This window comes from Variovorax sp. J22G73 (assembly GCF_030317035.1).
In the GTDB taxonomy this organism is placed as follows: Bacteria; Pseudomonadota; Gammaproteobacteria; order Burkholderiales; family Burkholderiaceae_C; genus Variovorax.
Map to the genome: position 1 here is coordinate 66,725 of NZ_JASZYK010000011.1, position 24,341 is coordinate 91,065.

Annotated in this window: 25 protein-coding genes; 9 read left to right on the forward strand and 16 right to left on the reverse strand. The window is 69.7% G+C overall.

Annotation, left to right across the window (positions count from 1 at the left end; genetic code table 11):
- Positions 1–9: 9 nt before the first annotated feature.
- Complete coding sequence (locus QTI51_RS29845) at positions 10–873, reverse strand: hypothetical protein (RefSeq protein ID WP_207786716.1); 864 nt, start codon at positions 871–873, stop codon at positions 10–12.
- A 138-nt stretch (positions 874–1,011) separates the two neighbouring features.
- Between QTI51_RS29845 and QTI51_RS29850 the strand changes: the two genes are divergently transcribed.
- Positions 1,012–1,746, forward strand: coding sequence for a helix-turn-helix domain-containing protein (locus QTI51_RS29850; RefSeq protein ID WP_093129097.1), 735 nt, complete (start codon positions 1,012–1,014; stop codon positions 1,744–1,746).
- Between the two features lie 6 nt (positions 1,747–1,752).
- On the opposite strand, the gene pyrF is transcribed toward QTI51_RS29850, so the two are convergent.
- From pyrF to QTI51_RS29875, 5 genes are all read right to left on the reverse strand, one after another.
- Complete coding sequence (gene pyrF / locus QTI51_RS29855; RefSeq protein WP_116910313.1) at positions 1,753–2,586, reverse strand: orotidine-5'-phosphate decarboxylase; 834 nt, start codon at positions 2,584–2,586, stop codon at positions 1,753–1,755.
- Positions 2,587–2,644: 58 nt separating this feature from the next.
- A complete protein-coding gene (locus tag QTI51_RS29860; RefSeq protein WP_116910314.1) occupies positions 2,645–3,472 on the reverse strand; it encodes a uracil-DNA glycosylase family protein in 828 nt (275 codons plus the stop codon).
- Positions 3,469–4,011 (reverse strand): ribosomal protein S18-alanine N-acetyltransferase, encoded by a 543-nt coding sequence (gene rimI / locus QTI51_RS29865; RefSeq protein WP_116910315.1) that lies wholly within the window; start codon positions 4,009–4,011, stop codon positions 3,469–3,471. Before rimI ends, QTI51_RS29860 begins: the two co-directional genes overlap by 4 nt.
- A 53-nt stretch (positions 4,012–4,064) precedes the next feature.
- Positions 4,065–4,799 carry a tRNA (adenosine(37)-N6)-threonylcarbamoyltransferase complex dimerization subunit type 1 TsaB gene (gene tsaB / locus QTI51_RS29870; protein ID WP_116910316.1) on the reverse strand — a complete coding sequence of 245 codons (735 nt, stop codon included), beginning with the start codon at positions 4,797–4,799 and terminating at the stop codon, positions 4,065–4,067.
- 63 nt (positions 4,800–4,862) lie between these two features.
- The gene (locus QTI51_RS29875; RefSeq protein ID WP_116910317.1) at positions 4,863–5,630 is read right to left on the reverse strand and encodes a DeoR/GlpR family DNA-binding transcription regulator; all 768 of its coding nucleotides are present in this window, start codon (positions 5,628–5,630) and stop codon (positions 4,863–4,865) included.
- A gap of 116 nt (positions 5,631–5,746) precedes the next feature.
- On the opposite strand from QTI51_RS29875, the gene QTI51_RS29880 reads away from it, so the two are divergent.
- From QTI51_RS29880 to QTI51_RS29890, 3 genes are all read left to right on the forward strand, one after another.
- Positions 5,747–6,331, forward strand: a complete 585-nt coding sequence (locus QTI51_RS29880) for an NUDIX hydrolase (protein WP_116910318.1) — start codon at positions 5,747–5,749, stop codon at positions 6,329–6,331.
- Between the two features lie 22 nt (positions 6,332–6,353).
- On the forward strand, positions 6,354–7,802 hold the full coding sequence (dacB, locus tag QTI51_RS29885; protein WP_116910319.1) for a D-alanyl-D-alanine carboxypeptidase/D-alanyl-D-alanine endopeptidase: 1,449 nt from the start codon (positions 6,354–6,356) through the stop codon (positions 7,800–7,802).
- Positions 7,803–7,930: 128 nt separating this feature from the next.
- Positions 7,931–9,535, forward strand: a complete 1,605-nt coding sequence (locus tag QTI51_RS29890) for an alpha/beta hydrolase family protein (protein ID WP_116910320.1) — start codon at positions 7,931–7,933, stop codon at positions 9,533–9,535.
- A gap of 29 nt (positions 9,536–9,564) precedes the next feature.
- Here QTI51_RS29890 and QTI51_RS29895 read toward each other — a convergent pair whose 3' ends face one another.
- From QTI51_RS29895 to purE, 3 genes are read right to left on the reverse strand one after another with little or no spacing between them, the layout of a single operon-like run.
- Positions 9,565–10,575 carry an L-threonylcarbamoyladenylate synthase gene (locus QTI51_RS29895; RefSeq protein ID WP_116910321.1) on the reverse strand — a complete coding sequence of 337 codons (1,011 nt, stop codon included), beginning with the start codon at positions 10,573–10,575 and terminating at the stop codon, positions 9,565–9,567.
- Positions 10,572–11,768 (reverse strand): 5-(carboxyamino)imidazole ribonucleotide synthase, encoded by a 1,197-nt coding sequence (locus QTI51_RS29900; protein ID WP_116910322.1) that lies wholly within the window; start codon positions 11,766–11,768, stop codon positions 10,572–10,574. The genes QTI51_RS29895 and QTI51_RS29900 overlap by 4 nt, the downstream gene beginning before the upstream one ends.
- Positions 11,765–12,328 (reverse strand): 5-(carboxyamino)imidazole ribonucleotide mutase, encoded by a 564-nt coding sequence (purE, locus tag QTI51_RS29905; RefSeq protein WP_116910323.1) that lies wholly within the window; start codon positions 12,326–12,328, stop codon positions 11,765–11,767. The genes QTI51_RS29900 and purE overlap by 4 nt, the downstream gene beginning before the upstream one ends.
- Before the next feature lie 36 nt (positions 12,329–12,364).
- On the opposite strand from purE, the gene QTI51_RS29910 reads away from it, so the two are divergent.
- Together QTI51_RS29910 and QTI51_RS29915 are read left to right on the forward strand one after the other, a co-directional pair.
- On the forward strand, positions 12,365–13,285 hold the full coding sequence (locus QTI51_RS29910; protein WP_116910324.1) for a tetratricopeptide repeat protein: 921 nt from the start codon (positions 12,365–12,367) through the stop codon (positions 13,283–13,285).
- A 169-nt stretch (positions 13,286–13,454) separates the two neighbouring features.
- A complete protein-coding gene (locus QTI51_RS29915; protein WP_116910325.1) occupies positions 13,455–13,925 on the forward strand; it encodes an META domain-containing protein in 471 nt (156 codons plus the stop codon).
- Between the two features lie 79 nt (positions 13,926–14,004).
- On the opposite strand, the gene QTI51_RS29920 is transcribed toward QTI51_RS29915, so the two are convergent.
- The 4 genes from QTI51_RS29920 to QTI51_RS29935 form a co-directional block, all read right to left on the reverse strand.
- Positions 14,005–14,910 (reverse strand): phosphoribosylaminoimidazolesuccinocarboxamide synthase, encoded by a 906-nt coding sequence (locus QTI51_RS29920; protein WP_116910326.1) that lies wholly within the window; start codon positions 14,908–14,910, stop codon positions 14,005–14,007.
- Between the two features lie 116 nt (positions 14,911–15,026).
- Positions 15,027–16,091 carry a class II fructose-bisphosphate aldolase gene (gene fba, locus QTI51_RS29925; protein ID WP_116910327.1) on the reverse strand — a complete coding sequence of 355 codons (1,065 nt, stop codon included), beginning with the start codon at positions 16,089–16,091 and terminating at the stop codon, positions 15,027–15,029.
- Between the two features lie 95 nt (positions 16,092–16,186).
- Complete coding sequence (locus QTI51_RS29930; RefSeq protein ID WP_116910328.1) at positions 16,187–17,119, reverse strand: alpha/beta hydrolase; 933 nt, start codon at positions 17,117–17,119, stop codon at positions 16,187–16,189.
- A 35-nt stretch (positions 17,120–17,154) separates the two neighbouring features.
- Positions 17,155–17,640: an Lrp/AsnC family transcriptional regulator gene (locus QTI51_RS29935; RefSeq protein ID WP_093215558.1), complete on the reverse strand. Its 486-nt coding sequence runs from the start codon at positions 17,638–17,640 to the stop codon at positions 17,155–17,157.
- Positions 17,641–17,776: 136 nt separating this feature from the next.
- On the opposite strand from QTI51_RS29935, the gene QTI51_RS29940 reads away from it, so the two are divergent.
- Entirely contained in the window at positions 17,777–18,793 is a 1,017-nt protein-coding gene (locus QTI51_RS29940; protein WP_116910329.1) for a 1-aminocyclopropane-1-carboxylate deaminase, read from the forward strand.
- Between the two features lie 6 nt (positions 18,794–18,799).
- Here the strand turns inward: QTI51_RS29940 and pyk are convergent, their stop codons facing one another.
- The 3 genes from pyk to QTI51_RS29955 form a co-directional block, all read right to left on the reverse strand.
- Positions 18,800–20,248 carry a pyruvate kinase gene (gene pyk, locus QTI51_RS29945; protein WP_116910330.1) on the reverse strand — a complete coding sequence of 483 codons (1,449 nt, stop codon included), beginning with the start codon at positions 20,246–20,248 and terminating at the stop codon, positions 18,800–18,802.
- Positions 20,249–20,347: 99 nt separating this feature from the next.
- Positions 20,348–21,541, reverse strand: a complete 1,194-nt coding sequence (locus tag QTI51_RS29950) for a phosphoglycerate kinase (protein ID WP_116910331.1) — start codon at positions 21,539–21,541, stop codon at positions 20,348–20,350.
- A 102-nt stretch (positions 21,542–21,643) separates the two neighbouring features.
- On the reverse strand, positions 21,644–22,549 hold the full coding sequence (locus tag QTI51_RS29955) for a LysR family transcriptional regulator (protein ID WP_116910332.1): 906 nt from the start codon (positions 22,547–22,549) through the stop codon (positions 21,644–21,646).
- Positions 22,550–22,679: 130 nt separating this feature from the next.
- Between QTI51_RS29955 and QTI51_RS29960 the strand changes: the two genes are divergently transcribed.
- Entirely contained in the window at positions 22,680–23,225 is a 546-nt protein-coding gene (locus QTI51_RS29960) for a VOC family protein (RefSeq protein ID WP_116910501.1), read from the forward strand.
- The gene (locus QTI51_RS29965) at positions 23,218–24,339 is read left to right on the forward strand and encodes an alpha/beta hydrolase family protein (protein ID WP_116910333.1); all 1,122 of its coding nucleotides are present in this window, start codon (positions 23,218–23,220) and stop codon (positions 24,337–24,339) included. The genes QTI51_RS29960 and QTI51_RS29965 overlap by 8 nt, the downstream gene beginning before the upstream one ends.
- The last annotated feature ends 2 nt before the right edge of the window (positions 24,340–24,341 follow it).

Consider the following 24,341-nt stretch of genomic DNA (forward strand, 5'->3'; position numbering starts at 1 on the left):
GAAAGCTCCTCATGCTGCCACGGCGGCGGCGCCCGGATTGTGCCGCAGCGCCGCCTGCCAGCGCATCTCCAGCTTGTGCAGGGCCAGCACCACCGGCAGGCCCGCGAGCGCCGCCGTCAGGTGCTTCAGCGAGTGGCCCGACACCACATGCTGCGTGTACTCGTAGATCTGGTGGTCGGCCAGCTCGAACACCTTGGCCAGCACGTAGAAGAAGATCACCCAGCCCAGCTTCAGGCCCACCGACTTGCGCATCGGCGTGGACAGCGCCAGCGTCAGCACCAGCGCCATGCCGCCGAACTGCACCAGCGCCCAGGGCAGCACGTTGCCGGTTTCCTGGAACACCTCGGCCGACAGCAGGCCGGCCGTGAGCACGAACCACGCGGCCGGCCAGCCGGCGCGCTGGCTCACCCGCTCGCACACCGCCACGCCGATCAGCCCGGCGAAGGCCACCGCCATGCCGGCGCGGTCGGCGGCGAGCCGGGGGGCGTCGGGCACCAGGTGGTAGAAGGCCGAGCCCGCGGCGGCGGCGATCAGGCCGGCGAAGAACAGCCAGGCGCAGTCCAGCGTGTTGTCCGGCGGGTCGCTGGCCGGCGGCGCCAGGGGAAATGTCGACAGCGCCTGCTGGTGCGAACGGTCGATGCGGTTGAGCCGGTACAGCCCCCACAGGCCGACCACCACGAACGGCAGGTTGCTCAGCACGTCCATCGCGTTGGGCAGGCCGTGCCAGGCGCGGTCGTCGGCGAACACCGAGGCAATGGCCACGTCGGCGGCCGGCAGGTCGGGGCCGAACACGGCGACCAGCAGCAGCAGCGCGAAGGTGAAGAGCAGTCCGCGTTCGCGGCGGCTGAGGGGGGGCAGGGACGGCAAGAGCATGGCGGGCCTCGGTGGGTGGGGTAACAAGCCGCGGATTCTGGTTGCCAGCCTCCCCGCAGGCATCGAGAATCGATACGAGGTACTAATTCACACCCTTCGGTATCTTCTTTCAATACCTTCCGCCTGACCTGAACCTCCATGAGCACCACCGTCGATCTCGTCCAAGCCCTGAAAAACGAACTCAAGAGCGCCCGCATGACCTACGCCGACCTGGCGCGCTCGCTCGACATGGCCGAGTCCAGCGTCAAGCGGATGCTGGCCAAGAGCGACATGCCGCTGTCGCGCGTCGATGCCATCTGCCGGGCGTTGAAGATCGACTTCGCCGAGCTGGCGCGCCGCGTGGCCGACGCCCAGCCGCTGCTGAAGGAGCTCACGCACGAGCAGGAAAAGGCGGTGGTGAAGGACAAGAAGCTGCTGCTGGTGGCCATCAGCGTGCTGAGCCAGTGGACGCTGGAGCAGATCGTGACGGCCTACCGCATCAGCGAGGCCGAGTGCATCGGCTGCCTGGCGCAGCTGGACCGCATCGGCATCATCGAGCTGCGCCCGTTGAACCGCTACCGCCTGAAGCTGGCAAAGACCTTCCGCTGGCGCCCGCACGGGCCGGTGATGGAGTTTTTTCGCGAGAACGTGGTGCTCGACTACTACCGCGGCGGCTTCGACGGCCCGGCCGAGGGCCTGCTGCTGGTGCACGGCTCGATCAGCCGCTCGCTGGCGCCGGCCTTCCTGGAGCGCCTGCAGCGCGTGGCGCAGGACTTTGCCCAGCAGCACCAAACCGACCAGAAGCTGTCGGCCAAGGACCGCGAGGGCTACACGCTGCTGCTGGGCATGCGCAACTGGGAATTCGAGCTGTTTACCCGGCTGCGCCGCGCCTGATTTCGCTCAGGGCTTGGCGGCTTTCGCGGCCTCCAGCGCGTCGCGCGTGGTGCGGGCGGCGGCCTTGGCCGCTTCGGCGAAATCTTCGCCGGACGACGCATAGATGATCGCGCGCGAAGAGTTCACGATGATCGGCGCGTCCGCGCGCCAGCCGGCGCGCACCGTGGCCACCGCGTCGCCGCCCTGCGCGCCGACGCCCGGAATCAGCAGCGGCACCGTCGGCGCGAGCGCGCGCACGCGCTCGATTTCGGCCGGGTAGGTGGCGCCCACCACCAGCCCGAGCTGGCCGTTGAGGTTCCACGGGCCCTGCGCCAGCCTGGCGACGTGTTCGTACAGAAAGGGCTGGGCCTCGACGTCCGCCAGCCGCTGCCCCTGCAGGTCGGAGCCGCCGGGGTTGCTGGTACGGCACAGCAGGAAGGCGCCCTTGCCCTCGTGCTTGAGGTACGGCGCGACCGAATCGAACCCCATGAACGGCGACAGCGTGACCGCGTCGGCGCCGTAGCGCTCGAAGGCTTCCAGCGCGTACTGCTCGGCGGTGGAGCCGATGTCGCCGCGCTTGGCGTCCAGGATGGTGGGCACATGGGGCGCATTGCGGCGCATGTGCTCCATGAGCTGTTCGAGCTGGGCTTCGGCGCGGTGGGCGGCGAAATAGGCAATTTGCGGCTTGAAGGCGATGACCAGGTCGGCCGTCGCGTCGACGATGCGGGCGCAGAAATCGAAGATGCGGCTGGCGTCGCCCTTGAATTGCCCCGGGAATTTGGCTGGCTCGGGATCGAGCCCCACGCAGAGCAACGAACCGTTTTTTTGCTGTGCGGCGGCCAGCTTGTCGAGGAAAGTCATGGGGCGGGATTTTAGGCGGGCCGCCCCGGTCCGCTGTTTCAGCCGCTGTTTCAGGCGTTCAGCCCGGCGTGGGCGTGTGCTGCTCGGCCGCCAGGCACAGGTCGGCCCAGGCGCGCGCCTTGTCGGCCGGGTTGCGCAGCAGGTAGGCGGGGTGGTACGTGGCGACCACCGAGGCGCCCGCGCCGGCTTGCGCCAGCGGCACGGCGCGACCGCGCAGCTTGCCCAGCGGGTCGCCGCTCTGCATGAGGCTCTGCGCGGCCAGCGGGCCCATGGCCAGCACGACGCGCGGGGCGAGCGCGGCGGCGTGCGCGCCGAAGGCCTCGTCCATGGCGCGCGGGCTGCCCGGCTGGCCGGCGGCCACGCCGCGGTGGGTGCGCATGAGGTACACGGGCGTGCGGCCGTCGTGCAGCTTCAGGGCGCGCAGCATGTTGTCGAGCAGGCGGCCGGCGTCGCCCGCGAAGGGCTCGCCGTGGCGGCCGTCGGCCTCGGGCGGCATGTCGGCGACGACGAGCCAGCCGCCCTGCACAGGTTCGCCGCCAGTGTCGACCTCGGCATAAAGGCGGCAAGGCGCTTCGACCAGCACGGAGGCGCCCTGGGCGGCGTGCGGCGCGGCGGCCGGACGCGCTGCAGGCGCCGGCGCCATGGCGGGCCGGGGGGCCGGTGCGGGCGCCGGAGGGGGCGGAGGTGGGCGCGCGGTCACCGGCATTTCAGCCTCGATGCGCTCGTGCACCACCGCCACGTCTTCCGGCGCGGCAACTGGGGCTGCTGCGGGCGCAGCCTCGGCCACCTCGGCCGCCTCCGGCACCGGCCACCACACCTTCACGCCCATTTCGTCGAGCATCGCGCGCTGTCGCGCGTCGAGCTTCAAAGTCTGCACCGCGCTCATCGCAAGGCTCCCCAGGCGGTGCCTGTTTCATTCAATCGCAGGCTCATGACGACCGCGTCTTCACGCTTGTTGTCATGGGCCGGGTAATAGCCCTTGCGCACGCCCACGCTGCGAAAGCCCTGGCGCAGGTAGATGTCGAGCGCGCGCTGGTTGCTCTGGCGCACTTCCAGCCACAGCCACTGCGCGCCCTCGCCGCGCGACCAGCCGCCCAGCGCCTCGAGCATGAGCGGCGCCCAGCCCTGGCGCTGGAAAGCCGGGGCCACGGTGATGTTCAGCAGGTGCACCTCGTCCACGCCCTTCATGGCGACGAAGTAGCCGATCAGCGTTTCGCCCAGCTCGGTGACCGGCGACGTCACGCCCTGCGCCACGCCCGGTGCCAGCAGGCACTGGCAGTGGTAGCCCACGGCCATGGAATCGGTGAAGTTGGCGCGCGTCCAGGGGTGGGTGTAGGCCGTCTGCTCGACCGCGCACACCGCGTCGATCCGCTCGATGGTGAGCGGTTCGAGGCGGCCTTCGACGGGCTGGAGGACGGCGCTCATGGGACGACGGGCGGGGTTTGACAGGGTCTGACGGAGGGGCTCGCGTATCGGGTTCAGGGGGCGGCAGCCGCGGCAGCGGCCGCCTTGATGGCGGCGCGCTCTTCGGTGGTTTGCGCCACTTTATCGCGAACATACAGCGGCCAGGCCTGCGCGGCGGGCACGGTGCGCCCCGCCGCCAGCAGCGCGGGGGCCAGCCGCAGCAAGGCGGTGGCGGTCGGCAGTGCCTCGTGGCGGGCGGTGGCCGGGGCCAGTCGCGGGCCGTAGGCGGCGAAGGCGTTGCCGGCGAGCGCCCAGCCGGCGGGCACCTCGAGTGCTTCGGGGGACAGCAGCAAGGGCTCGTCGTGGCCACCCGGCGCATCGACCGCGCCCAGCGGCCCACCGGCAGCGAAGTCGTAGCGCGCGGCGTACAGCTGGTCCATGCGGGCGTCCAGCACGGCCACCACCTGCTGCGCGCCGAAGGCGTGGCGCGCCTCCTCGGCCACGGCCAGCAGGGTGTCGACCGGCACCAGCGGCACCTTGGCGCCGAAGGCCAGGCCCTGGGCCACCGAGCAGGCGGTGCGCAGGCCGGTGAAAGAGCCCGGGCCGCGGCCGAAGACGATGGCGTCGAGCTCGGCCAGCTTCAGGCCGGCATCGGCCAGCAGTTGCTGGATCAGCGGGAGCAGCGTGGTCGAGGCCTGGGCACCGCCCACGCCGTTGTGCGCGAGCAGCGTGTCGCCGTGCAGCACGGCCACGGACAGGTGCTCGGTGCTGGTGTCGAAGGCGAGCAGCTTGGGCAGGGCGAGGGGCATGCGGGGATTATCGAGGGGCGGGCAATTCCGAGGCCGATGCGCCGGTATGCGCCGCGATAGCAGTCACGCCCCGTCGTCGCTGCGCAAGATCGCCACCCCCGCCTTGCGCAGTGGCGCCAGCGCCTTCGAAGGCGCCTCCGGCGACACCAGCAGATGGCTGGTTGAGGCCACCGGGTTCACCACCCAGGCCGACGCGGCACCCAGCTTTTCGGACGAGGCCAGCACCACCGTCTCGGCCGCCGCCGCCATCAGCGCGCGCTTGATCTCGGCCTCTTCCACGTCACCGGTGGTGAGCCCCGCCTCGGCATGCACGCCGGTGACGCCCATGAAATACGTGTCGGCATGGATGCGCGCAATGGCCGCCATGGCCGCCGCGCCCACCGCCACCATCGAGTGCTTGAACAGGCGCCCGCCGACCAGCACCACCTCGATGCCCGCGTGCGACACCAGCTCGACCGCCACCGACGGGCTGTGCGTGACCACGGTCGCCTGCAGGTTCTTCGGCAGGTGGCGCGCGAGCTGCACGGCGGTGGTGCCGCCGTCGATGAACACGACCTGCCCCGGCTTCACCAGGCGCGCGGCGGCGCGGCCGATGGCCACCTTCTCGCCGCTCGCGAGCTGCTGGCGGCCGGCGAAGTCGGCCTCGGCCGCGGCCACGGGCAGCGCCCCGCCGTGCACGCGCTGCAGCAGGCCTTCGGCGGCCAGCTCGCGCAGGTCGCGGCGAATGGTGTCTTCCGACAGCCCGAGCTCGTCGCTGAGCGCCTTGGCCACGACGTTGCCGTCGCGCTGCAGGGCCGAGAGGATGTGTTGCTTGCGCTGGCGGGTGAGCATTCGGTGGATGGTATCGGCGCCATCGCGTGATTGCACGTTTTTTCTTGTTTTTGCACGAACATGCACATATGCTCGACGCCACAAGCGCTCCCATAAACCTTCTCACAAGCCCTCGCATGACCCTTCAAGACCGCGTCCGGGTGCACGAAGTCACCCTGCTTTCCGACAACTGGTACACGCTGCGCACCACCGCCTTCGACTGGCGCCGCAACGACGGCCAGTGGCAGCGCATGCACCGCGAAACCTACGACCGCGGCAACGGCGCCACGCTGCTGCCATACAACCTCGCGCAGCGCACCGTGCTGCTCACGCGGCAGTTCCGCTACCCGGCGTTCGTGAACGGGCACGACGACCTGCTGATCGAAGCCGCGGCCGGCCTGCTGGACAACGCGGCGCCCGAGGCGCGCATTCGCGCCGAGGTCGAGGAAGAGCTGGGCTACCGGCTGGGCAGCGTGCAGAAGATCTTCGAGAGCTTCATGAGCCCGGGCTCGGTCACCGAGAAGCTGCACTTCTTCATCGCGCCCTACGAGCCTTCGATGCGCATCGGCGCGGGCGGCGGGCTGGCCGAGGAGGGCGAGGACATCGAGGTGCTGGAGCTGGGCATCGACGAGGCGCTGGCCATGGTGGCCGACGGCCGCATCGCCGACGCCAAGACGGTGATGCTGCTGTACCACGCCAGGCTGCACGTGTTCGCTGCGTAGCCTGCGTCTGGATAATGGCCGGATGCCTCTTGCCTTTCGCCGCGCCGCCTGCGCATTGACACTTCCCCTGGTTTCCTTGCTGGCCCCGGCCGCAGCCTTCGCGCAGCAGGTTCAAGCCCTTCCTCAAGCCCTTCCCACCCAGGTCGACGCCGCCCTCGCCCGCGCCAAGGTGCCGCGCGAGTCCGTCACCATGCTCGTGGCCGAAGCCGACGGCACCCGCGCCCCGCGCCTGGCCTGGCGCACGCAGGTGCCGGTGAACCCGGCGTCGATCATGAAGCTGGTCACCACCTACGCCGCGCTCGACATGCTGGGCGCGGCCTACAACTGGACCACGCCTGTCTACGTCGAGGGCGCCGTGGCCAACGGCGTGCTCAACGGCAACCTGTACATCAAGGGCCAGGGCGATCCGAAGCTGGTGCTCGAACGCGTGTGGCTGCTGCTGCGCCATGTGCAGGGCCTGGGCATCACCACCGTGAGCGGCGACATCGTGATCGACCGCAGCGCCTTCGAGACCACGGTCGAGGGCGACCCCGGCGCCTTCGACGGCGAGCCGCTGCGCCCCTACAACGCCTCGCCCGACGCGCTGCTGGTGAACTTCAAGTCGGTGAACATGACCTTCGCGCCCGACCGCGCGGGGCAGATCGCCCGCGTGAGCTACGAGCCCCCGCTGGCCAGCGTGGCCATGCCGCAGACCGTGCCGCTGGTGCCGGGCGAATGCGGCGACTGGCGCACCGGCCTGCGCGCCGACTTCAGCGACGTGAACCGCATCCGCTTCAACGGCGGCCTGCCCGCCAGCTGCGGCGAGAAGAGCTGGGCCGTGGCCTACGGCGACCCGCGCACCTACGCCCTGCGCGCCATCGGCGGCATGTGGGCCGAGATGGGCGGGCGCGTGGGCGGGCAGATGCGCGAGGGGCGCGTGCCCGCGGGGCTGAAGCCGGCCTTCGAGTTCGAGTCGCCGCCGCTGGCCGAGGTGATTCGCGACATCAACAAGTACAGCAACAACGTGATGGCGCAGCAGCTGTTCCTGACCATCGGCCTCACGCAGAAGAACCGCGGCACCTTCGAGGCCTCGCGCACCGCGCTGGGCCAGTGGTGGCGCGACCGCATCGGCACCGGCGAGGCAACGCCGGTGTTCGAGAACGGCTCCGGCCTGTCGCGCGACGAGCGCATCAGCGCCGCGGCGCTCGGCAAGATGCTGCAGGTCGCGTGGCGCTCGCCGGTGATGCCCGAGCTGATGTCGTCTCTGCCGGCCATGGGCGTGGACGGCACGCTGAAGCGGCGCACGCTGCGCTCCGGCGGCTCGGCCCACCTGAAGACCGGCACGCTGCGTGACGCCTCGGGCGTGGCCGGCTTCGTCGACGGCGCGAGCGGGCGCCGCTACGTGCTGGTGGCCATCGCCAACGGCGAGAACGCGGGCGCGGCGCGCGCGGCGTTCGACGCGCTGGTCGACTGGGCTTCGCAGGACAACTGAGTCGCCCCGGTGTTCGTTGCCGGGGCCGCGGGCTTCACCCTGTAGGCGAACACCGATTGCGTGGGGCTGCGCTGCTGAACAGAATCGGACGCTCGTTCGATTCCATTCCAACGCAGGAGACAAACCCCGTGCAACAACACACACACACCTCCACCCCGCCCGGCGGACAGCACAAGACGGCGGCGCTCGCGGGCATCACGGCAGGCATCACCCTGCTGCTCGCGGCCTGCGGGGGAGGCGGTGGGGGTGGCGGGGGGGGCGGCGTGGGCATCTTCCCGCCGCCCGTGGCCGACACCGGCCGCGGCTCGGTGGTGACCAGCCCGCCCGAAAAAACGGCCAGCCTCACGGCCGACCAGTTCAAGGCCAGCCTGCAGGGCAGCTCGCAGGGAAGCGCCGTGCTGCAGGTGGCCGGCACGCCCAAGTGCGGCATTGACGTGCGCTACCTCGAATACCGCACCGTCGGCGGCAAGAACGAAGCCACCAACGCCACCGCCGCCGTGATGGTGCCCACCGGCACCGACGTGGCCTGCGGCGGCCAGCGCCCGGTGGTGCTCTACGCGCACGGCACCACGGCGGCGCGCAACTACAACCTGGCCAAGTGGACCGACAGCACGCAGGCCGCCGCCGGCGAGGGCCTGCTGATCGCGGCCACCTTCGCGGCGCAGGGCTACATCGTGGTGGCGCCCAACTACGCGGGCTACGACAAGTCGACCCTGCCGTACCACCCCTACCTGAACGGCGACCAGCAGGGCAAGGACATGGTCGACGCGCTCACCGCCGCGCGCAAGACCTTCTCGGACATCGGCGCGAACGACGCCGGCTCGCTGTTCATCACCGGCTACTCGCAGGGCGGCTACGTGGCCATGGCGGCGCACCGCGAGATGCAGGCCACGGGCAAGAACGTGACGGCGTCGGCGCCGCTGTCGGCGCCCTCGGCCATCAGCCTGCTGACCGACTACACCTTCCAGGGCTGGCCGGCGCTGGGCGCCACGCTGTTCGTGCCGCTGCTGTCCACCAGCTGGCAGCAGCAGTTCGGCAACGTGTACGACAGCACCGCCGACATCTACGAGTCGCAGTACGCCAGCGGCATCGACACCCTGCTGCCGAGCCTCACGCCCGACACGCTGTTCACCTCGGGCAAGCTGCCGCAGCTGGCGCTGTTTCCGGCCAACGCCACGCCGGGGCCCGTCAACGCGCAGCTGTCGATCTTCTACGGCGCCAACAACCTGGTGCGCCAGAGCTACCTGACGCAGGCGGCCACCGACATCCAGTCGAACCCCTGCCCCGGCAACGCGCTGCCGCCCACGGCCGCGTCGTTGAGCACGGCCACGCCGCTGGGCTGCACGCCGTCCACGGGCTTTCGCAAGGCGGCCGTGGCCAACGACCTGCGCAACTGGGTGCCGGCCAAGCCGATGCTGATGTGCGGCGGCGCGAACGACCCGACGGTGAACTTCATCAGCACCCGCGCCACGGCCGGCTACTTCCGCGCCAAGGGCATGCCGGCCGCCGCGCTGACGGTGGTCGACCTAGAGGATGCCGCCGCGACCGACGCCTACGCGACCGCCCGCGCCGGCTTCGCGCAGGCCAAGGCGCTGCTGGTGCAGAACACCACGGGCAGCGCGGCGGACAAGGCGCAGGCGGTCACGCTGGCGTACCACGGCACGCTGGCACCGCCGTTCTGCCTGGCGTCGGCGAGGGGGTTCTTCCAGGGCGTGCTGGCCGCCGGGGGCTGACCCCGGCCGACCCCGATCAGGTGGCCAGATCAGGCTGCGGAGGCGCGCTGCAGCCTGTCCCGCACGCCTTCCCACTCGGGCGTGTCGGGCGGGGTCTCGATCCAGATCAGCTTGACGCCCTGCGCGTCGAACTCGCGCAGCACCGCAAACAGCTGCTGCGCGCTGGCGGCCGCGTCGTCGGGCATGCGCCGCACCAGCACGCGCTGCGAGCGGCTGCGCGTGGCGGCGCGGGTCCACACGGCGATGTGCGCGGCGTTGGCGCCCAGCACGTCGAGCCCGGTCTGGATGGCCTTGGCGTCCATGAGCCGCACCTTGGCGTCGGGTGCGTAGTGCGCCTCCAGCGTGCCGGAGGCGCGCGGGTCGGGCGTGTCGAGCACCTCGCGGTCGGCGAGCTTTTCGCCGCAGGCCGCCTCGATCTGCGCGCGCGTGATGGCGCCGGGACGCAGCAGCACCGGCGCGCCGCGGCTGCAGTCGACGATGGTCGATTCGATGCCCACCTCGCAGGGGCCGCCGTCGAGCACCAGCAGGTCGTCGCCGAACTCGCCTTGCACGTGCTGCGCGGTGGTCGGGCTGACGCGGCCGAAGCGGTTGGCGCTGGGGCCGGCGATGCCGGGCACGCCCAGCTCGGCGCAGGCCTCCAGCAGCGCCTGCGCCACCGGATGCGAAGGGCAGCGCAGGCCGATGGTGTCCTGCCCGCCGGCGGCGGCGGCGCCCACGCCCGGCTGGCGCGTGACGACCAGCGTGAGCGGGCCGGGCCAGAACACCTGCACCAGCTTCTGCGCGAACACCGGCAGCGGCTGGGCGAAGCGCGACAGCGCCTCGGTGCCCTTGATGCCGGCCGCCACGTGGACGATCAGCGGATGGTCGGAGGGCCGGCCCTTGGCCTTGAAGATGCCGGCGACGGCCATGTCGCTGGTGGCGTCGGCGCCCAGGCCGTAGACGGTCTCGGTCGGAAAGGCCACGAGGCCGCCGGCGCGCAGCACGCGCGCGGCCTCCGCGATGGCCACGGCAGCGTCAGGCGACCGCCCGTCCAGGATCATGCGAGGTCGGCGGTGGTCACCGCGGGCAGGCCCAGCAGCAGCGCGGCCTGCGACGCGGCGGCACGCGTGGCCTCCAGCGTGGCGCCGGTGAAGGTCAGGTGGCCCATCTTGCGGCCACGGCGCGGATCGACCTTGCCGTACAGGTGCAGGTGGGCGCCGGGCAACGCGAGCACCTCGCCCCATCGCGGGGTCACGGGCGTGTCGCCGCCGTCGACGAACCACAGGTCGCCCAGCAGGTTGAGCATGAGCGCGGGGCTGTGCTGGCGCGGTGCAACCAGCGGCAGGCCGGCCAGGGTGCGCACCTGCAGCTCGAACTGCGACACGTCGCAGGCTTCCATGGTGTAGTGGCCGCTGTTGTGCGGGCGCGGTGCCATTTCGTTCACCACCAGCGAGCCGTCGGCCAGCGCGAAGAACTCGACGCACAGCACGCCCACGTAGCCCAGGCCGTTGGCGATGCTTCTGGCCGAATTGACCGCGCCCTGCGCCACCGTCTTGGGCATGTTCTGCGGATGCACCTCGGTCACGGCCAGGATGCCGTCGCGGTGCAGGTTGCGCTGCGGCGGAAAGTGCACGACCTGCCCGTCGCGCCCGCGCGCCAGGATGACCGAGCACTCGAACTCCAGCGGCAGCATCTTCTCGAGCACGCAGGGCACGCAGCCCGTGGCCTGCCAGGCCTCGACCAGCTCGGCGCGCGTCTTCACGCGCTGCTGGCCCTTGCCGTCGTAGCCCAGGCGCGCCGTCTTCAGGATGCCGGGCAGCAGGCTGTCGTCGACCGCGGCGAGCTGCGCGGCGGTCTCGATGGCCGCGTAAGGCGCGCAGGGCACGCCGCAGCGCGTGAAGTGGGCCTTTTCGGCGATGCGGTCCTGCGCGATGGCGATGGCCGGGGCCTCGGGCGACACCGGGCGGGCGACCGCCAGGTGCTCCAGCGAGGGCGCGGGCACGTTCTCGAACTCGGTGGTCACCGCGTCGGCCAGGCCGGCCAGGCGGGCGAGGCCGTCGACGTCGCTGTAGTCGGTGTGGATGTGGTGGTGGCTCACGCGGCCGGCGGGGCTGTCGGCGTCGGGGTCGAGCACCGCCGTGAAGTAGCCCATGCGCTGGGCGGCGTGGACGAACATGCGCCCCAGCTGGCCGCCGCCGAGCACGCCGAGCGTGGCGCCGGGCAGGATCGGCAGGTCGGCGTCGTGGGCGCTCACAGGGCGCCTCCGCCCTGGGGCGAGAAGGGAGATACAGGGGACACGGAAGAAGACGGGGCGCCTTCGGGCGCCGGCGGCAGCGTCATGGCCTCGGCCGCCGCGGTCTGCGCCGTGCGGAAGGCGTCGAGCCTGGCGCGCAGCGCCGGGTCGTTCACCGCCAGCATGGCCACCGCGAACAGCGCCGCGTTGGCCGCGCCCGCGTTGCCGATGGCAAACGTGGCCACCGGCACGCCCTTGGGCATCTGCACGATGCTGTAGAGCGAATCGACGCCCTGCAGGTGCCGGCTGGCCACCGGCACGCCCAGCACGGGCACCGTGGTCTTGGACGCCAGCATGCCCGGCAGGTGGGCCGCGCCCCCCGCCCCCGCGATGATGGCCGTGAGCCCGCGCCCGGCGGCGCTTTCGGCATACGCAAAGAGCGCATCGGGCATGCGGTGGGCCGAGACCACCTTTGCTTCGTGGCTGATTCCGAATTGCTGGAGAATCTCGACCGCGTTGCGCATCGTCTCCCAATCGGAGCTCGAGCCCATCACTACACCGACCTGAATGGTTTCGTTCATGGTTTCAATTTTACGTTTCACCCTCAGTTGGTTCCGATGATCGACATCACTCTCGAAAATTTCCAGGCCGAACTGATCGAAGGCTCCGTCGCCACCCCGGTGCTGCTGGACATCTGGGCCGAATGGTGCGGACCCTGCAAGCAGCTGGGCCCGGTGCTCGAAAAGCTCGAGGTCGAGTACGCCGGGCGCTTCACGCTGGCCAAGCTCGACGCCGACAAGGTGCCGCAGATTTCCTCGCAGCTCTCCGAGATGTTCGGCGTGCGCAGCATTCCGTTCTGCGTGATGTTCAAGGACGGCCAGCCGGTGGACGGCTTCGTCGGCGCCATTCCGGCCGAGAAGATCCGCGAGTTCCTCGACAAGCACGTGCCCGGTGCCGACGAGGCCGAGGCCGCTTCCGAGGAAGCCGCCGCGCAGGAGGCGCTGGCCGAGGGCGACACCCTGGGTGCGCTCGAAAAGCTGCAGCACGCCGTGGCCACCGACCCGGCCAACGACGACGCCCGCTTCGACTACATCAAGCTGCTGCTGCAGGAAGGCCGCGTCGACGACGCCAAGGTCGCCTTTGCGCCCGTGATCGCCAAGACCGGGCTGGTGCGCCGCTTCGACGCGCTGCAGCGCTGGATGGACGCCATCGACTTCGCCGCCCCGGCGGCGGGCGCCGCGCCGGCCATTGCCGAGTTCGATTCGAAGATCGCCGCCAACAAGCGCGACTTCGACGCCCGCTTCGCCCGAGCGCGCCTGCTGATGGCCGCGCAGCGCTGGACCGACGCCATGGACGAGCTGCTCGACATCCTGATGCGCGACAAGAGCTGGAGCGAAGAGCTGGCGCGCAAGACCTACATCGCCATCCTCGACGTGATCGAGCCGCCGAAGGTGAAGGTGGCCGACGGCCAGATTCCGCCGGACGATCCGGTGGTGGCCACGTACCGGCGCCGGCTCAGCAGCGTGGTGCTGAGCTGAACCACGGCGCGCTTGCCCAGTTGCGCACTTTGCTGCGCATTTCCGACCAAAAGCGACTTTCGGGTCGCTTTTTTCATGGCCGATGCATCGGCATTGGCGAGCCGGGCGCCGTCGCATACGATCACGCCCGATTCAACTTGTTGCAGATCGCCAAAAGGAAAGACCGGCCATGCGCTCCTTCGACAACCTCGCGCACCTCTCCAGATTCACTCGCCGCACGGCGCTCCCCGTGGTCGCGGCGGCCGCCCTGCTGGCCGGCCTGGCCGGTTGCGGCAGCGGCATCAGCCTGGACGAGCCGATCGAAGGCCCCAGCTGGCGGCTGGTGCAACTGGGCGACGAGCCCGTCGCGCCCGGCAGCGACGCGCAGGTGCAATTCGACCGCGGCAGCGGGCGCGTCAGCGGCTCGGGCGGCTGCAACCGGCTCTCGGGCACGTTCACGCGCGCGGGCAGCACGCTGAAGATCGGCCAGCTGGCCTCCACTCGCATGGCCTGCCTGGACCCAGCGCGCGGGGCCAATGAGGCGCAGTTCATTTCCGCGCTGCAAAGCACGGCCAGCTACAGCCTGGCCGGCCCGGGCCGCCTGGCGCTGCTGGACGCGCGCGGGCGCACGGTGGCGCTGCTCAACAGCGGCGGGCGCTGAAAACGAAAAAGACCGGCCTTGGCCGGTCTTTTTGCTTTGATTGGAGCCCGCTCAGGCTCCGGGTCAGTGGATCAGCACATCAGCCCGTGAGCCGCTCCAGCGCCTCGCGGTACTTGGCGGCCGTCTTCTCGATGACCTCGGCCGGCAGGCGCGGCGCCGGGGGCGTCTTGTCCCAGGGCTTCCCGTTGATCTTGGTGGCCTCGAGCCAGTCGCGCACGAACTGCTTGTCGTAGCTCGGCGGGTTGGTGCCGGCGGCCAGGGCGGCCTGGTAGCCCTCCACCGGCCAGTAGCGCGAGCTGTCGGGCGTGAGCACTTCGTCCATCAGCACCAGCGTGCCGGCTTCGTCCAGGCCGAACTCGAACTTGGTGTCGGCAATGATCATTCCCTTGGCCAGGGCAATTTGCGCCGCCGTCTCGTAGATGGCGATGCTGGTCTCGCGGATCTGCTGGGCCAGCTTGGGGCCGACGATCTCGACCACGCGCTCGTAGCTGATGTTCTCGTCGTGCTCGCCGGCCGCGGCCTTGGCGGCGGGCGTGAAGATCGGGCGCGGCAGCTTGCTGGCGTTGGTCAGGCCCTCGGGCAGCGGCACGCCGCACACCGACTGGCTCTCCTGGTATTCCTTCCAGCCGCTGCCGGCCAGGTAGCCGCGCACCACGGCTTCCACCGGAATCGGCTTCAGGCGCTTCACCAGCATGGAACGCTGCGTGACCTGGGGCACCTCCTCGGGCGTGACCACGCTCTCGGGCGCGTCGCCGGTCAGGTGGTTGGGGCACAGCTGGCCGAGCCGCTCGAACCACCACAGCGCCATTTGCGTGAGGATCTCGCCCTTGCCGGGAATGGGCTCGCCCATGATGACGTCGAAGGCGCTCAGGCGGTCGCTCGCGACCATCAGGATGCGGTCTTCGCCGACCGCGTAGTTGTCGCGCACCTTGCCGCGCGCAAGCAGGGGCAGGCTCTGGATGGAGGAGGTGTGGACGGTGGTCATGGGGCAGGTGCGGTGAAAAACGACGGAAACAGGAAGACGGTGAAAGCGGATTGTGCGCGCAGAAAAAAGCCACCGCGAACGGTGGCCTTGGTGGCCTTTGATTTGCGCCCGGGTTCTCAGACCACGGCTTGCGCGAGCTCGCCGGCGGCGTACCTGGCGGCCACCACCTGCAGCGTGTCGCCCTTGATCTTCGCGCCCTGGCCTTCGCAGCCGAACTCGATGTAGCGCTGCTTGCAGATCAGCTTGGCGGCTTCGCGCGCCGGCTTGAGCCACTCGCGGGCGTCGAACTTCTCGGGGTGCTCGGCCAGGAACTTGCGCACCGCGCCGGTCATGGCCAGGCGGATGTCGGTGTCGATGTTGATCTTGCGCACGCCGTGCTTGATGGCTTCCTGGATTTCCTTCACGGGCACGCCGTAGGTTTCCTTCATATCGCCGCCGTACTGGCGAATGATGGCCAGCAGCTCCTGCGGCACGCTCGACGAGCCGTGCATCACCAGGTGGGTGTTGGGAATGCGGCGGTGGATTTCCTTGATGCGGTCGATGGCCAGGATGTCGCCGGTGGGCTCGCGCGTGAACTTGTACGCGCCGTGGCTGGTGCCGATGGCGATGGCCAGCGCGTCGATCTGCGTGCGCTTGACGAAGTCGGCGGCCTGCTCGGGGTCGGTCAGCAGCTGCTCGCGCGTCATGGTGTCGTCGGTGCCGTGGCCGTCTTCCTTGTCGCCCTTCATGGTTTCGAGCGAACCCAGGCAGCCGAGCTCGCCTTCGACGGTCACGCCCAGGCGGTGGGCCATGTCCGACACCTTCTTGGTGACGTCCACGTTGTATTCGTAGCTGGCGATGGTCTTGCCGTCGGCCTCGAGCGAGCCGTCCATCATGACCGAGCTGAAGCCCAGGTCGATGGCGCCCTTGCAGACGTCGGGGTTCTGGCCGTGGTCCTGGTGCATGACCAGCGGAATGTTCGGGTACTGCTCGATGGCCGCCTGGATCAGGTGCTTGATGAAGGCTTCACCGGCGTACTTGCGGGCACCGGCGCTGGCTTGCAGGATGACGGGGGCGCCGGTTTCCTTGGCGGCCTCCATGACGGCCTGGACCTGTTCGAGGTTGTTGACGTTGAAGGCCGGAATGCCGTAGCCATTGGCTGCGGCATGGTCGAGCAGTTCGCGCATCGAGACGAGTGCCATGGAGAAATACCTCGCGGGAATTAGAGAAAAAAGGGGAAAAAAGAAGGCGGAAAGACGAGAAAAACTGCCGCAATTCTACCGAGCGACCCCTCACCCTAATTGTGGGACGACACCGACGCCAACCCGAGGAAACCCAGGACGGGCGGCAGCACCGGCCCGCCCAGCCACTGGATGGGCTTGCCGAAGGCGCCGATCAACGTCACATGGCTCAGGTTGTCGAAGAGCTTCACCTCCACCGGCACCCCTGCGGCACGCAGCGCGGCGGCCATCTGGCCGGTGTTGCGGTCGGGGTAGACGAGGTTGTCCTTCGAGGCCGCCATGAGCAGCGCGCGCGGCGAGGCCGGGGTGACGTGCGCCAGCGGCTGCGAGTCGCGCGGCGTGTTCGGCCAATTGAAGGCGGCCTGGGCCTGCGGGTCGCCGATGGGCAGGAAGTCGTAGGGGCCGGCCAGGCCGATCCAGCCCGCGAGCTGGCGCGGGCTGGCGCCCACCTCGCCGAGCCATCGATCGTCCAGCGCCACCATCGCGGCGTTGTAGCCGCCCGAGCTGTGGCCCATCACGTAGACCTGCTTCGGGTCGGCGCCGAGTTGCGCCGCGTTGTCGAGCGCCCACTTGACGGCCAGCGCGCTGTCGCGCACGAACACCGGGTAGGTGAAGGCGGGCGACAGGCCGTAGTCGGGCACCACCACCACGGCGCCGCGCGCGGCCAGCGCCTCGCCGACGAACTTGTAGCTGGCGCGGTCGCCATGGGTCCAGGTGCCGCCGAAGAAGAACACCACCAGCGGCCGAGCCCCCTTGGCCGGCGCGGTGGAAGGCAGCGGCTGGTACACGTCGAGCACCTGGCGCGGCGCGGCGCCGTATGCGATGCCGCCCTGGAACTGGTAGGTGTCGTCGGGCACCAGGCCGTTGAGCACCTTGATCGGCGAGCAGGCCGAGAGCACGGCGGCGGCGGTGACGGTGAAAGCGGTGAAAAGGGCGCTGCGGCGGCGGCGAAGGGAGTGGAAAGCGGTGGCGAAGGTGGGAAAGCTCATCGAACCAGTACGCACGCCGGCGCGCACCGGTTTCGTCAGATAGGAAGCTGCGTGGTCGACAGCACCTGCTTCAGGACGACGAAGGTGCGGATCTGCCGCACGCCCGGCAGGTACAGCAGCTGCTCGGCGTGCAGGCGGTTGAAGCTGTCGTTGTCGCGCGTGCGCACGAGCATGAAGTAGTCGAACTCGCCCGTAACGACGTGGCATTCGAGGCAGCCCGAGACCTTCTGCGCGGCCTTTTCGAAGTCGGCGAAGGAGTCGGGCGTGGAGCGGTCGAGCACCACGCCGATCATCACGAGCATGCCCAGGTCGAGCGCGTCGGGGTCCAGCAGCGCGACGATGCCCTTGATGAGCCCGGCCTCCTTCAGCCGCTCCACCCGCCGCAGGCAGGCGGCGGCACTGAGGTTGACCTTGGCGGCCAGCGCCACGTTCGACAGCGACGCGTCGCGCTGCAGCGCGCGCAGGATGGCCCGGTCGGTGCGGTCGAGCTCCGGGGGAGAACGCAATTTTGTTGTGCCCATGGCGCTTCTTTCGGCTTGAAAGTTTCTGCTTCTTTCATCGTGCCCGCTTTTCCGCCGGGAAGCCAGCGAACTTCGCAAGCACGTTGCGAGCCCTTCTTTCTACGATTCAAGGCTTCAACCTCCTTGGAGCCGCACCATGAACCTGAAGAAGTTTCCCCGCCACGCCCTGACCTTCGGTCCCACGCCGATCCATCCGCTGAAGCGGCTGAGCGCCCACCTCGGCGGCGAGGTCCAGCTGTACGCCAAGCGCGAGGACTGCAACAGCGGCCTGGCCTTCGGCGGCAACAAGACGCGCAAGCTGGAGTACCTGATTCCCGAGGCGCTCGAAGGCGGCTACGACACGCTGGTGTCCATCGGCGGCATCCAGTCGAACCAGACGCGCCAGGTGGCGGCGGTGGCCGCGCACCTCGGGCTGAAGTGCGTGCTGGTGCAGGAGAACTGGGTCAACTACTCCGACGCGCTGTACGACCGGGTCGGCAACATCGAGATGTCGCGCATCCTGGGCGCCGACGTGCGGCTGGACGCCGCGGGATTCGACATCGGCATCCGCAAGAGCTGGGAAGAGGCCATGAACGACGTGCGCAAGGCCGGCGGCAAGCCGTTCCCGATTCCGGCGGGCTGCTCGGAGCATCCGCGCGGCGGGCTGGGCTTCGTGGGTTTTGCGGAAGAGGTACGCCAGCAGGAGGCCGAGCTGGGCTTCAAGTTCGACTACATCGTGACGTGCTCGGTCACGGGCAGCACGCAGGCCGGCATGGTGGTGGGCTTCGCGGCCGACGGCCGGGCCGACCGCGTGATCGGCATCGACGCCTCGGCCAAGCCGCAGCAGACCTTCGAGCAGATCGTGCGCATCGCCAGGGGCACGGCCGAGCTGGTGGAGCTGGGCCGCGACATCACCGACCAGGACGTGGTGCTCGACCGCCGCTTCGGCGGGCCCGAATACGGGCTGCCGAACGAAGGCACGCTGGAGGCGATTCGCCTGTGCGCGCGCCTGGAGGGCATGCTGACCGACCCGGTGTACGAGGGCAAGTCGATGCACGGAATGATCGAGAAGGTGCGGCTCGGGGAATTCCCGGCCGGCTCGAAGGTGCTGTACGCGCACCTGGGCGGGGTGCCCGCCCTGAACGCCTACAGCTTCCTGTTCAGGAACGGCTGAGCAGGCTCAGCTCGCCCTGCAGATCTTCAGCATGTTGGTGCCGCCCGGGGCGCCCATGGGCTCGCCGCAGGTGATGGCGTACACGTCGCCGCTCTGCACGATGCCGCGCTTCTTCAGGTGGGCCTCGGCCTGCTCGAGCGCGGTGTCGCGGTCGGTCTGCGAGTCCATCAGCAGCGGGCGCACGTTGCGGTACAGCGCCAGCTTGCGCTGCGTGGCCAGCCGCGAGGTCAGCGCGTACATGGGAATGTGCGCGCGGTGGCGGCTCATCCACAGCATGGTGGAGCCCGACTCGGTCAGCGCCACGATGGCCTTGGCGCCCAGGTGGTGCGCCGTGAACAGCGCGCCCATGGCAATCGACTGGTCGATGCGGCTGTAGGTCTTGCCGCTGAAGTCGGCGTCCAGGGTCTTGTCCTCGGCGATTTCGGCGGCTTCGCAGATGCGGCTCATCTCCTGCACCGTTTCCAGCGGGTAGCGCCCCGAGGCGGTCTCGGCCGAGAGCATCACGGCGTCGGTGCCGTCGAGCACGGCGTTGGCCACGTCGCTCACCTCGGCGCGGGTGGGCACGGGGTTGGTGATCATCGACTCCATCATCTGGGTCGCGGTGATGACCACCTTGTCCATGTCGCGCGCCATGCGGATCATCTTCTTCTGCAGCGCGGGCACCGCCGCATTGCCGACCTCGACGGCCAGGTCGCCGCGCGCGACCATGATGCCGTCGCTGGCGCGCAGGATTTCTTCCAGCTTGGGAATGGCTTCGGCGCGCTCGATCTTGGCGATCATGCCGGGCTTGTGGCCGAACTCGGCCGCGGCCACGTTGCACAGCTGGCGCGCCATTTCCATGTCGGTGGCGTTCTTGGGAAAGCTCACGGCCACGTAGTCGGCCTGGAAGCTCATCGCGGTCTTGATGTCTTCCATGTCCTTGGCGGTCAACGCGGGCGCGGTGAGGCCGCCGCCCTGCTTGTTGATGCCCTTGTTGTTCGACAGCTCGCCACCCAGCTTGACGGTGGTGTGCACAGCCTCGCCCTTCACGGCGTCGACCGTGAGCACGATGAGGCCGTCGTTCAGCAGCAGCTTGTCGCCGGGCTTCACGTCGCGCGGCAGGTCCTTGTAGTCCAGGCCCACGGCGTCGATGTCGCCGGGCTCGGTGCGCGAGGCGTCGAGCACGAACTTGGCGCCGGGTTCCAGCCAGATCTTGCCCTGCGCGAACTTGCCCACGCGGATCTTCGGGCCCTGCAGGTCGGCCATGATGGCCACTTCGCGGCCCGTCTTGCGGGCGGCTTCGCGCACCATGGCGGCGCGGTCGATGTGGTCCTGCGCCGTGCCGTGGCTGAAGTTCAGCCGCACCACGCTGACCTTGGCCAGGATCATCTGTTCCAGCAGTTCGGGCGTGTTGGACGCCGGACCGAGCGTGGCAACGATCTTGGTGGCGTGGCGGGGGATGCGGTCCGTGCTCATGAAGGTAGTCTCCGTTTTGTATTCGCTACTGTATACACTTTGTGTGTCTGACGGAAGTCACCCAGAAGGGCTTTCATCGCGCACCCACCGAGCGCAGGATCAACCCGCGGCGCGCCTGGACAGGATTTCGAAGGCCGGCAGGGTCTTGCCCTCCAGCACCTCGAGGAAGGCGCCGCCGCCGGTCGAGATGTAGCCGACCTGCTTCTCGATGCCGTACTTGGCGATGGCGGCCAGCGTGTCGCCGCCGCCGGCAATCGAAAACGCGCTGCTCTCGGCGATGGCCTGCGCAATGGCCTTGGTGCCGCCCGCGAAGGCGTCGAACTCGAACACGCCCACCGGGCCGTTCCAGACGATAGTGCCGGCCTCGCGCAGCTGCGCGGCCAGGATGGCGGAGGTCTTGGGGCCGATGTCCAGGATCAGGTCGTCGTCCGCCACGTCGCTGGCGTCCTTGACGGTGGCGGCCGCATCGGCCGCGAAGGTCTTGGCCGTGACCACGTCCACCGGAATGGGCACGTCGGCGCCGCGCGCGCGCATGGCGTCGATCACCGCCTTGGCCTTGTCGACCAGGTCGGGCTCGGCCAGCGACTTGCCGATCTTCAGGCCGGCGGCCAGCATGAAGGTGTTGGCGATGCCGCCACCGACGATCAGCTGGTCCACGTTGGCCGACAGGCTCTCCAGGATGGTGAGCTTGGTGCTCACCTTGGAGCCCGCCACGATGGCCACCAGCGGGCGCTTGGGTTGCGCCAGCGCCTTGGTGATGGCGTCGATCTCGGCGGCCAGCAGCGGCCCAGCGGCTGCGATCTTGGCGAACTGCGCGATGCCGTAGGTGGTGGCCTCGGCGCGGTGGGCGGTGCCGAAGGCGTCGTTCACGTAGATGTCGGTGAGCGCGGCGAGCTTGCGGGCCAGCGCCTCGTCGTTCTTCTTCTCGCCCTTGTTGACGCGGCAGTTTTCCAGCAGCACGACCTGGCCTGGCTTGACGTCGACGCCGTCGACCCAGTTGGCAACCAGCGGCACGTCGCGGCCGAGCAGTTCGCCCAGGCGCTTGGCGACCGGCGCCAGCGAGTCTTCGGGCTTGAACTCGCCCTCGGTCGGGCGGCCCAGGTGCGAGGTGACCATCACGGCCGCGCCGGCGTCCAGCGCCAGCTGGATGCAGGGCACCGAGGCGCGGATGCGCGTGTCCTCGGTGATGCGGCCGGTGTCGTCTTGCGGCACGTTGAGGTCGGCACGGATGAAAACGCGCTGGCCGGCGGCTTTGCCCTGTGCGCAGAGGTCGGTGAATCGAATGACGTTCATGGATCTGGAGGAGGTGGAAGACGGTCGGCCTGCATTGTAGGTTTGGCCCTGCCGCCGCTCTATACGGCCCTTGCGGGCGCCCGGTGCTTTCAGGCGGGTTGCTCAACCCGTCGGCTGGGCCTTCGCGAAGCCTTCCAGTATCTCCACGAAGCTCGCCGCGGCCGGCGACAGCGTGCGCCGCGCCGCGCTGTAGACGCACACCTCGCGGTGGAAGTCGGGCGACTCCAGCCGCACCATCTGCAGCCCGTGGGCGCGCACCAGCGGCGCGGAATAGGTCGGGCACACCGTCAGCCCCAGCCCCGAGGCCACCATGCCCAGCGCGGTGGTCATGTACGACACCTCCTGCGTGCCGGCGCGCAGCATGTAGTCGCGCTCGGCCGGGGCCAGCTCGGGCAGCACGCGCTGGCGAAAGTCGCGCGTGGGCGCAATGAAGGTGTAGGGCCCCAGCTCGTGCCAGCGCACCTTGCGGCGCCGGGCGAAGGCGTGGTCCGGCGGGCAGATCAGCCAGTGCCGGTCGCGAAACAGCGTGCGGCGCTCGATGGCGCCGTCGACCGCCACGTCCTGCCCCACGGCCAGCTCCACGTCGCCGGCCATCACGCCGCTCAGCAGGTGCTCGGGCAGCGTGTCGGCCAGGCGCACATCGACATCGGGGTAGCTTTGGCGATAGGCCGCGATCACGCGCGGCATCAGCGTGCAGGCCATGAGCTGCGGCGCGGCAAGCCGCAACACCCCTTTCTTCTTGTCACGCAAATCCGTGACGCCGGCTACCGCGCTCGTCAGGTCGCCGAGCAGCCGGTGCACCGACGGCAAGAACTCGCGCCCCGCCTCCGACAGCTGCACGCTGCGGGTGTGGCGGTCGAGCAGCTGCACGCCCATCTCGCGTTCGAGCTCGCGCACCAGCACGCTGAGCGCCGACTGCGTGAGGTGCAGCTGCTGCGCCGCGGCGGTGAAGCTGCCGGTCTCGGCCACGGCGGCGAAGGCGCGCAGCTGGCGCAGGGTCAGGTTCATATATATGGATTTTTCATCAATCGATGAATTAATTTCGATTGCATCATAAGACGCGCCGTCGCCCAATCGCGCCTCCACGGAGACACGCATGCCGACGACCACTGCCACCACCAAGGCCTCCATGGCCGCCATGGCCACCGCGCCACCGCCCCCGCCTGTCCGCGGGCTGCACCACTTCGCCTGGCGCTGCCGCGACAGCGAGGAAACCCGCCATTTCTACGAAGACCTGCTGGGCCTGCCGCTCACCCACGTCATCAAGAGCGACCACGTGCCCAGCACGGGCGAGTACTGCCCCTACGTGCACATCTTTTTCCAGATGCGCGACGGCGCGTACATCGCCTTCTTCGACCTGGGCGACGACACCGCCGCGCTGCCCTCGCCCAACACGCCCGCGTGGGTGAACCACATCGCGCTGCGGGTGGACTCCGTGGCCGACCTGCTGGCCGCCAAGGCGCGGCTGGAGGGCGCGGGCGTCGAAGTGCTGGGCGTGACCGACCACCACATCATCGAATCGATCTACTTCTTCGACCCCAACGGCATTCGCGTGGAGCTCACCACGCCCACCGTGCCGCAGGCCGAGATGGACGCGCACGCGCTGCGCGCCCATGCCGACCTCGACGCATGGACAGCGCGCAAGGCCGAACTGCGTGCCTCGAAAGGAGCGTCGAATGCCTGAGCTGCAACTCGCCGTCATCGACGTGAAGCCCGGCGCCTCGATGGAGAGCCAGTCGGGCCTGCAGATGCTGCGCCCGCGCATCTACGGGGCGTTTCGCGCGCCGCCGGGCCCGAAGAAGGTCGCCGCCATCGTGATGCACCCGACCAGCAACTTCATGGGCCACTACCTGATCGCCCCGCTGGCCGAGCGCGGCATCTGCTGCATGGGCCTGAACTCGCGCTACGTGGGCAACGACACGGTGCTGCTGATGGAGCGCGCCATCCAGGACCTGGGCGCCGGCGTGCAGCACCTGCGCGCGGCGGGCTACGAGAAGGTGTTCCTGGTCGGCAACTCGGGCGGCGCCGCGCTCGCGGCCTTCTACCAGGCGCAGGCCGAGCAGCTCACGGCCACCCACCTGCCCGACGGCGACCCCACGCACCTGCACCCGAGCGACCTGCCGCCGGTGGACGGCATCGCGCTGTGCGCCGCGCACCTGGGCCGCACGCGGCTGATGCGCGACTGGATCGACCCCTCGGTCACCGACGAGCACGACCCGCTCTCAATGAACCCCGAGCTCGACATGTACGACCCGCGCCACCGCGTGCCCTACGACAGCGACTTTCTGGCGCGCTTCAGCGCGGCGCAGAAGGCGCGACTGGACCGCATCGAGCAATGGGCCGTCGAGCGCCTCGCGCTGTTGCGCAACACGCCCGGCGCGCCGCGCGACCAGGCCTTCGTGGTCTACCGCACGCACGCCGACCCGCGCTGCGTCGACCTCTCGCTCGACGCGAACGACCGGCTGCCCGGCAGCGTGTGGGGCGACGCACGGCAGGTGAACTACTCGGCCAACGCCATGGGGCGCACCACCTCGCTGACGGCGTTTCTCTCGCAGTGGTCCTCGCGCTCCCAGGCCGACGGGCCGACCAACCTCGCGCGCACCACGGTGCCCAAGCTGCTGCTGACCTACACGGGCGACCAGTCGACCTTTCCGAGCACGCGCGACGCGTGGATGGCCGCCGGCGGCGCGCGCATCCGCAATGTCGACATCGTGGGCGGCAACCACTACCTGGCGGGGCAACCCGGGCTGGTGCCGCAGGCGGCCGACGCCATCGCCGGATTCGCGCACGCGCTCTAGCG

Coding starts and splice junctions, on each gene's coding strand:
- QTI51_RS29915 (WP_116910325.1), top strand. CDS start 13,455: ATGCGCTCCTTCGACAACCTCGCGCACCTCTCCAGATTCACTCGCCGC.
- QTI51_RS29955 (WP_116910332.1), bottom strand. CDS start 22,549: ATGAACCTGACCCTGCGCCAGCTGCGCGCCTTCGCCGCCGTGGCCGAG.
- QTI51_RS29940 (WP_116910329.1), top strand. CDS start 17,777: ATGAACCTGAAGAAGTTTCCCCGCCACGCCCTGACCTTCGGTCCCACG.
- fba (WP_116910327.1), bottom strand. CDS start 16,091: ATGGCACTCGTCTCGATGCGCGAACTGCTCGACCATGCCGCAGCCAAT.
- QTI51_RS29845 (WP_207786716.1), bottom strand. CDS start 873: ATGCTCTTGCCGTCCCTGCCCCCCCTCAGCCGCCGCGAACGCGGACTG.
- QTI51_RS29850 (WP_093129097.1), top strand. CDS start 1,012: ATGAGCACCACCGTCGATCTCGTCCAAGCCCTGAAAAACGAACTCAAG.
- QTI51_RS29930 (WP_116910328.1), bottom strand. CDS start 17,119: ATGAGCTTTCCCACCTTCGCCACCGCTTTCCACTCCCTTCGCCGCCGC.
- pyk (WP_116910330.1), bottom strand. CDS start 20,248: ATGAGCACGGACCGCATCCCCCGCCACGCCACCAAGATCGTTGCCACG.
- dacB (WP_116910319.1), top strand. CDS start 6,354: ATGCCTCTTGCCTTTCGCCGCGCCGCCTGCGCATTGACACTTCCCCTG.
- QTI51_RS29920 (WP_116910326.1), bottom strand. CDS start 14,910: ATGACCACCGTCCACACCTCCTCCATCCAGAGCCTGCCCCTGCTTGCG.
- QTI51_RS29965 (WP_116910333.1), top strand. CDS start 23,218: ATGCCTGAGCTGCAACTCGCCGTCATCGACGTGAAGCCCGGCGCCTCG.
- QTI51_RS29895 (WP_116910321.1), bottom strand. CDS start 10,575: ATGATCCTGGACGGGCGGTCGCCTGACGCTGCCGTGGCCATCGCGGAG.
- QTI51_RS29860 (WP_116910314.1), bottom strand. CDS start 3,472: ATGAGCGCGGTGCAGACTTTGAAGCTCGACGCGCGACAGCGCGCGATG.
- QTI51_RS29880 (WP_116910318.1), top strand. CDS start 5,747: ATGACCCTTCAAGACCGCGTCCGGGTGCACGAAGTCACCCTGCTTTCC.
- QTI51_RS29910 (WP_116910324.1), top strand. CDS start 12,365: ATGATCGACATCACTCTCGAAAATTTCCAGGCCGAACTGATCGAAGGC.
- purE (WP_116910323.1), bottom strand. CDS start 12,328: ATGAACGAAACCATTCAGGTCGGTGTAGTGATGGGCTCGAGCTCCGAT.
- QTI51_RS29960 (WP_116910501.1), top strand. CDS start 22,680: ATGGCCACCGCGCCACCGCCCCCGCCTGTCCGCGGGCTGCACCACTTC.
- rimI (WP_116910315.1), bottom strand. CDS start 4,011: ATGAGCGCCGTCCTCCAGCCCGTCGAAGGCCGCCTCGAACCGCTCACC.
- pyrF (WP_116910313.1), bottom strand. CDS start 2,586: ATGACTTTCCTCGACAAGCTGGCCGCCGCACAGCAAAAAAACGGTTCG.
- tsaB (WP_116910316.1), bottom strand. CDS start 4,799: ATGCCCCTCGCCCTGCCCAAGCTGCTCGCCTTCGACACCAGCACCGAG.
- QTI51_RS29875 (WP_116910317.1), bottom strand. CDS start 5,630: ATGCTCACCCGCCAGCGCAAGCAACACATCCTCTCGGCCCTGCAGCGC.
- QTI51_RS29950 (WP_116910331.1), bottom strand. CDS start 21,541: ATGAACGTCATTCGATTCACCGACCTCTGCGCACAGGGCAAAGCCGCC.
- QTI51_RS29935 (WP_093215558.1), bottom strand. CDS start 17,640: ATGGGCACAACAAAATTGCGTTCTCCCCCGGAGCTCGACCGCACCGAC.